Annotated in this window: 5 protein-coding genes and 1 riboswitch; of the genes, 1 reads left to right on the top strand and 4 read right to left on the bottom strand. The window is 74.3% G+C overall.

Translation table 11 applies throughout. The features are described from left to right. The coding region (locus MUU72_RS32940; RefSeq protein WP_248017122.1) for a GNAT family N-acetyltransferase at positions 1-1,968 on the bottom strand (1,968 nt) is incomplete at its 3' end. Positions 1,969-2,170: 202 nt separating this feature from the next. Here MUU72_RS32940 and MUU72_RS32935 point away from each other — a divergent pair. Continuing rightward, on the top strand, positions 2,171-2,452 hold the full coding sequence (locus MUU72_RS32935) for an HPr family phosphocarrier protein (RefSeq protein ID WP_248017121.1): 282 nt from the start codon (positions 2,171-2,173) through the stop codon (positions 2,450-2,452). Between the two features lie 388 nt (positions 2,453-2,840). Here the strand turns inward: MUU72_RS32935 and MUU72_RS32930 are convergent, their stop codons facing one another. The 3 genes from MUU72_RS32930 to MUU72_RS32920 form a co-directional block, all read right to left on the bottom strand. After that, complete coding sequence (locus MUU72_RS32930; protein ID WP_248017120.1) at positions 2,841-3,527, bottom strand: GntR family transcriptional regulator; 687 nt, start codon at positions 3,525-3,527, stop codon at positions 2,841-2,843. 316 nt (positions 3,528-3,843) lie between these two features. Continuing rightward, positions 3,844-4,623: a M23 family metallopeptidase gene (locus tag MUU72_RS32925; RefSeq protein WP_248017119.1), complete on the bottom strand. Its 780-nt coding sequence runs from the start codon at positions 4,621-4,623 to the stop codon at positions 3,844-3,846. Positions 4,624-4,635: 12 nt separating this feature from the next. Continuing rightward, a riboswitch (cyclic di-AMP (ydaO/yuaA leader) is annotated at positions 4,636-4,792 on the bottom strand. A gap of 254 nt (positions 4,793-5,046) precedes the next feature. Continuing rightward, the gene (locus tag MUU72_RS32920; protein WP_248017127.1) at positions 5,047-6,429 is read right to left on the bottom strand and encodes a M16 family metallopeptidase; all 1,383 of its coding nucleotides are present in this window, start codon (positions 6,427-6,429) and stop codon (positions 5,047-5,049) included. Positions 6,430-6,433: the final 4 nt, after the last annotated feature.

Genomic DNA, 6,433 nt, shown 5'->3' with positions numbered 1-6,433 from the left:
GGCGGGCTCCCGGGGTGGTGCGGGCGGCTCCTGGGGAGCGGCGGGCGGCTCCTGGGGAGCGGCGGGCGGGCCCGCGGGGGCGGGCGGGGCGGCGAGGGATTCGGCCAGGTCGTCCATCGCCAGGTGGACGACGGCGACCGGCTTGCCGGGGTCGGCGGTGGACGCGGCGCGCAGGGCGGCGGCGAGCGCGGTGCCCTCGGTGTCCCCCGGGGTGGCGGTGCCCTCCTCCCCCACCCAGGGGATGGCGGTGACGACGACCGCATCGCAGCCTTCGCCGGCGAGCGCCCGGGCCAGGGCGGCGCGGAAGTCCTGCGGGGTCGCCGCGGAGGGCAGGACGTGGGGGCGCTGGGGGCGCAGCCCTTCGGTGAGGCAGGCGTCGTAGGCGAGCAGCGCCAGCGATTCGGAGTTGCCCAGGATGGCGACGCGCGGTCCGGCGGGCAGCGGCTGGGAGGCGAGCAGCAGCCCGGCGTCGATGAGCTCGGTGACGGTGTCCACGCGGATCACGCCGGCCTGGCGCATCAGGGCGGCGACCGTGCTGTCGGGGACGCGGACGGTGGGGACCGCGTGCCCCATGGGGGCGGCGCCGTGGTGGCGGGCCCCCTTGGCGACGACCACCGGTTTGACGGCGGCGGTGCGGCGGGCGAGGCGGGCGAACTTCCGGGGGTTGCCGATCGACTCCAGGTAGAGGATCACGACGTCGGTGTGCGGGTCGTCGTACCAGAACTGGAGGAGGTCGTTGCCGGAGACGTCGGCGCGGTTGCCGGCCGAGACGAAGGCGGAGATGCCGGCGATGCCGCCGTCACCGGGGCCGCGGTCGTGCAGCCCGCTGAGCAGGGCGATGCCGATGGCACCGGACTGGGTGAACAGCCCGATCCGGCCGGCACCGGGCATCCGGGGGGCGAGGGAGGCGTTCAGCCGGACGTCGGGGGCGGTGTTGATCACGCCGAAGGCGTTGGGCCCGATGAGCCGCATGCCGTAGGAGCGCACTTGGCGGAGCAGGGCGCGCTGCCGTTCGCGGCCGTCGGGGCCGGCCTCGGCGTATCCGGAGGAGAGGACCAGCACGCCCTGGACGCCGTGTTCGCCGCAGTCGCGGACGGCGTCGGGGACGGCGGCCGCGGGCACCGCGATGACCGCGAGGTCGACCGGGCCGGAGATCTCACGGAGCGAGCGGACGGCGGGCACGCCCTCGGGCTCCAGGCGCCGCAGGTCCTCGGCGAAGGCGTGGTTGACGGCGTGCAGGCGGCCGGTGAAGCCGGCGTCGAGGATGTTGCGCAGCGCCGTGCGGCCGAGGCCGCCGGGGGCGCGGCCGGTGCCGATGACGGCGACCGAGCCGGGGGCCAGCAGGCGCTGGACGGAGCGGGCCTCGGCGCGCTGCTCGCGGCCGCGCATCACGGCCACGGACTGCTCGGTCGGCTCCAGATCGAGCTCCAGGCGGACGACGCCGTCCTCGAAGGTGCGCTTCTGGGTGTAGCCGGCGTCCGTGAACACCTTGATCATCTTGGTGTTGGCGGGCAGCACCTCGGCGGCGAACCGGCGGATGCCGCGCTCGCGGGCGACGGCGGCGATGTGCTCCAGGAGGGCGGAGGCGACGCCGCGGCCCTGGTGGGCATCCTGGACGAGGAAGGCGACCTCGGCCTGGTCGCACCCGGGGCTCTTCGCGGGCAGGCCGCGCTCGTCGATGCGGTCGTAGCGGACGGTGGCGATGAACTCGCCGCCCACGGTGGCCGCCAGGCCGACCCGGTCGACGTAGTCGTGGTGGGTGAACCGGTGGACGTCGCGGTCGGACAGCCGGGGGTAGGGCGCGAAGAAGCGGTAGTACTTCGATTCGTCCGAGACCTGCTCGTAGAAGGAGACCAGCCGTTCGGCGTCGTCGGGCGTGATGGGCCGGATGCGCGCCGTCCCGCCGTCGCGCAGCACCACGTCGGCCTCCCAGTGGGTCGGGTAGGCGTGATCCGGCGGCATGTGCATGCGGACAGCGTACGGCGGGGCACTGACAACCGGCCCGGCGTGCGTACGCTCGGTTTCCCGGGGCGCGCCGCAACGGGACCAACGGCCCGCGGCGGACGGCCCGGTGAACCGGCCGCGGAGCCGGGCAAAAGCTCTGCGGGAGCACTCCTGGCAGCATGCGAGAATGGTCTAGACAACAGTCACGACTTTGAAGGGCAACACCATGGCTGAGCGCCGCGTCAATGTCGGTTGGGCCGAGGGCCTGCACGCCCGTCCCGCGTCGATCTTCGTTCGGGCGGCCACCGCCTCCGGTGTCCCGATAACGATCTCCAAGGCGGGCGGCAACCCCGTCAACGCGGCCTCCATGCTCGCGGTCCTGGGCCTGGGCGCCCAGGGGGGCGAGGAGATCGTGCTGGCCTCCGAGGCCGAGGGCGCCGAGGCCGCGCTCGACCGCCTGGCGAAGCTGGTCGCGGAGGGCCTCGAGGAGCTCCCCGAGACCGTCTGAAGCGCACGGCCCGTCACGCCCGGCACTCCGGCTGACACAACCCCGCCGCGGTAACCGGCACGACCGGTGGCCGCGGCGGGGTTGTTGGGTGTCCGGGCCCGGGGAGGCGAGGGGGTGACGCGCCGGATGCGGCGGCCGGCCCGGGGCGGGCCGGGTGCGCGGGGGCGAAGGTGAGGCGGGCGGGGGTTTCGTCCGGAAAGCGCGTGGGGGCGGAATCGGGCGGGTGGAATGAGGAGCGCGGGCGCTCGATCGGACCGGGGTGACAGGCCGGACGAATTCCTGCGGCGGCCGTCGAAGGTGTCCGGAATTTCGCCGCGACTGCCCCTTTCCTCTTCTCCCGCGTCCGACGTCGACGCTTTTCCACGTCCCCTTTTGTATACGGGAATTGTTAAGCGCGGGCGCGCGCTGTGTTGACGGCGCGTTTCGGCCCGCTCACCGCGGGAGCGGGCCGCCGCAGCCGGTACGCCGGCAGTGACCGCTCGATGTGGGCCGCCATGAGGGCGCGCGCCCGGTCGGCATCCCGGCGCACCACCGCGTCCAGCAGGGCGGCGTGCTCCTCCCACGATGCGGTGACCCGCGCCGGCGGCTCGATGACGTACATCCACTCGATCTTGCGCCTCAGCTGGGTGAGGGGCGCGGTGAGGCTGGGGCTGCCGGCGGCCTGGGCGAGCGTTTCGTGGAACCAGCCGTCCCACTGCCGCAGGTCCGCCGGGTGGCCGCGGCGGGACCGCTCGCGGCCGAGCCGGACCAGGCCGCGGAGCACCTTCAGGTGCGCGGATCCGCGCCGGACGGCCGCGCGGGCGGCGCCCAGCGGCTCCAGGGCGGCCCGGATGTCGAGCAGGTCGGCGGCCTCCTGGTCGGTGAGCTCGGCGACGCAGGCACCGGCGTGATGGCGGGTGGTGACGAACCCCTCGGACTGCAGCGTGCGCAGCGCTTCCCGTACGGGGACGCGGGAGACCCCGTAGCGCGCGGCGAGGAGGTCCTCGACGAGCCGGCTGCCCGGCGGCAGTACGCCGCTGACGATTTCGTCGCGTATCGCCGTGCACACCGCATGCGCGGAAATGTGGCCTCGCATCGTTCGCGCCTCCGCCGTCCTGACGCAATTCCCGGTTTTGCCGCCCGCTCGGCGGCTTTCCCCGCACCCTATTCGACGTGGCCGCCCTTTCTCCCGGGACGTCGAGAATTCGCCGGTGCTTTCCGGACAGCGCGGCGGACGAGCGGCCCGGTGGTCGGTGTTCCTGCGGCGGTGGGTGCGTCTGCACGACGCCGGGGCGCGTCCCCGTTGGGCGTCGGGCGCCGGGGTCGCCTTGGGACGGCGGAGCCCCGGCCTGCCGGGGTGGCGGGCCGGGGCTCCGGGGGGACGTGGTGCGGCGGAGTGGTCGCGGGTGCGCTCAGACGGTGACGCCGTGCGCGCGGAGGTAGGCGATCGGGTCGATGTCCGAGCCGTAGTCCGGGCCGGTGCGGGCCTCGAAGTGGAGGTGCGGGCCGGTGGTGTTGCCGGTGTTGCCGGAGAGGGCGATCTGCTCGCCCGGCATGACGGTCTGGCCGACCGTCACCCCGATGGACGAGAGGTGACCGTATTGGGTGTACGTACCGTCGTTCATCTTGATCACGACGTTGTTGCCGTACGCGCCGCCCCAGCCGGCCTCGACGACGGTGCCCGCGCCCACGGCGTGGACGGGCGTGCCGGAGGCGGCGTGGAAGTCGATGCCGGTGTGGCTGCCCGAGGACCACAGGCCGCTCGACGCCTTGTACGGGGTGGAGACGTAGGAGCCCTCCACCGGGGCGACGAAGGTGGTGAGGAGGCGCTTGCGCTCGGCCTCGCGGGCGGCACGCTCCTTGGCCTCGCGTTCCGCCTCGGCCTTCTTCTTGGCGGCCTCGGCCAGCCGCTTGGCCTCGGCCTCGGCCCGCGCCCGGGTGGCGGCCGTCTCGGCGGCGGCCTGCTGCGCGTCGGCCTGCGCCTCGACGCGGACGGCGAGTTCGTCACCGATGACGACGGCCTGGTGGAGGCCGGTGTCGTGGGGCGCCGGCTCGTCCGCGGCCAGCGCGGGCGACGCCACGGAAGCGACGACGCCGGACGCCGCGAGGGTGGCTACACCGGCGAGGTGGCGCGTGGTGCGAGCGGTGCGGCTCGGCCGGCGGTGCTTCCCGGTGGCACGGGTGAACGCCATGTACGGGCTGGTCCTTTCCTTCCCTCTCGCCTACCGGGTTAGCTGACGGGTTCGGAGCAGGAAGGTCTCCTACGGGCTCCTCCGGAAAGGCGCCCGATTCACCCCAAGGGACGTGTGGGTCCCCGGCTCCCCTGGCTCGCGCCGTACGGGGACTCGGCGATGACTGTCCGGTGCCACTGTTGTGGCGGTGATGTGACGAACAGCCGGACCGACGCTAAACGGGGCAACTTTGAGTCGGCAAACAGAACCGGCCATTTGTGCGACATGCCACACCCGAATCGGGCAACCGGCCCGCCGGCACGGCGTCACCGGCCACCCGCCGGAGGCGGACACGACGCGGCTCCCGTGGCAAGTGACTGCCACGGGAGCCGCTTTGTCGACATGTGATGCTCCGTCGGGTGACCGGCCGTCACCCGGACGGCGTCAGCCGCTGACGACCGTCACCTCACCGATGCCCAGCGCCCTGACCGGCTCCGCGATCTGCGCCGCGTCGCCCACCAGGACCGTCACCAGCCGGTCCACCGGGAACGCGCTGACGACCGCTGCGGTCGCCTCCACCGTGCCGGTCTCCGCGAGCCGCACGTACAGCTGCGCCTGGTAATCGTCGGGGAGCTGCTGCTCCACCTGGTCGGCCAGGGTCCCGGCGACGGCGGCGGCGGTCTCGTACTTCAGCGGGGCGACACCGACGAGGTTCTGCACCGCGACGTCGCGCTCGGCGTCCGTCAGCCCCTCGTCGGCCAGGGTGCGCAGCACCGTCCACAGGTCCTGGAGGGCCGGCCCGGTGGACGCGGTGTCCACCGACCCGCTGATGGCGAGCAGCGCCGCGCCCGTGGCGCCCTCCGGGGAGGTCGGGGCCGAGGAGCGCAGCACCTGGCCGAAGGCGCGCACCCCGTAGGTGTAGCCCTTCTCCTCGCGCAGCACCCGGTCCAGACGGGAGGTGAGGGTGCCGCCCAGGCAGTACGTGCCGAGCACCTGCGCGGGCCACACCCGGTCGTGGCGGTCCGCGCCGACCCGCCCGATGAGCAGCTGCGTCTGGACGGCGCCCGGCCGGTCCACGATCACCACCCGGCCGGAGTCGTCGGCGACCACCGGCGAGGGCTTCAGCGGCTCGGCGGTGGAGCCCGTCCAGGCGCCCAGGGTTTCGGCCAGCGCCGCGTCCAGGTCGACGCCGGTGAAGTCGCCGACGATCACGGCGGTGCTGGTGGCGGGGCGGACGTGCGCCCCGTAGAAGGCGCGGACGGCGGCCGCGTCGATCCGGGCGACGGTCTCCTCGGTGCCCTGCCGGGGCCGGGACATCCGGGACGTGGCCGGGAAGAGCTCCTTGGACAGCGCCATAGCGGCGCGCCGGGCGGGGTTGGCGAGCTCGTGCGGGATCTCGTCGAGGCGGTTGCGGACCAGCCGCTCGATCTCGCTGTCCGGGAACGCGGGGGCGCGCAGCGCGTCGGCGAGCAGGCCGAGGGCGCGCGGCAGCCGGGAGGCCGGGACCTCCAGGGAGACCCGTACGCCGGGGTGGTCGGCGTGCGCGTCCAGGGTGGCGCCGCAGCGCTCCAGCTCGGCGGCGAACTCCTCGGCGGTGTACTTGTCGGTGCCCTCGGACAGGGCCCGGGCCATGATCGTGGCGACGCCGTCGAGCCCCTCGGGCTCGGCCTCCAGCGGGGCGACGAGGTTGATCTCCACGGCGACGACCTGCTGACCGGGGCGGTGGCTGGTCAGCAGGGTCAGGCCGTTGGCCAGCCGGCTGCGGTCGGGCGCGGGGAAGGCCCACGGCTTGGGGGCGCCGCCCCGGGGCTGCGGGTGGAACTGCATGCTG

Source organism: Streptomyces rhizoryzae (assembly GCF_023155275.1).
Classification (GTDB): Bacteria; Actinomycetota; Actinomycetes; order Streptomycetales; family Streptomycetaceae; genus Streptomyces; species Streptomyces rhizoryzae.
This window is presented reverse-complemented; position numbering and strand designations above follow the sequence as displayed.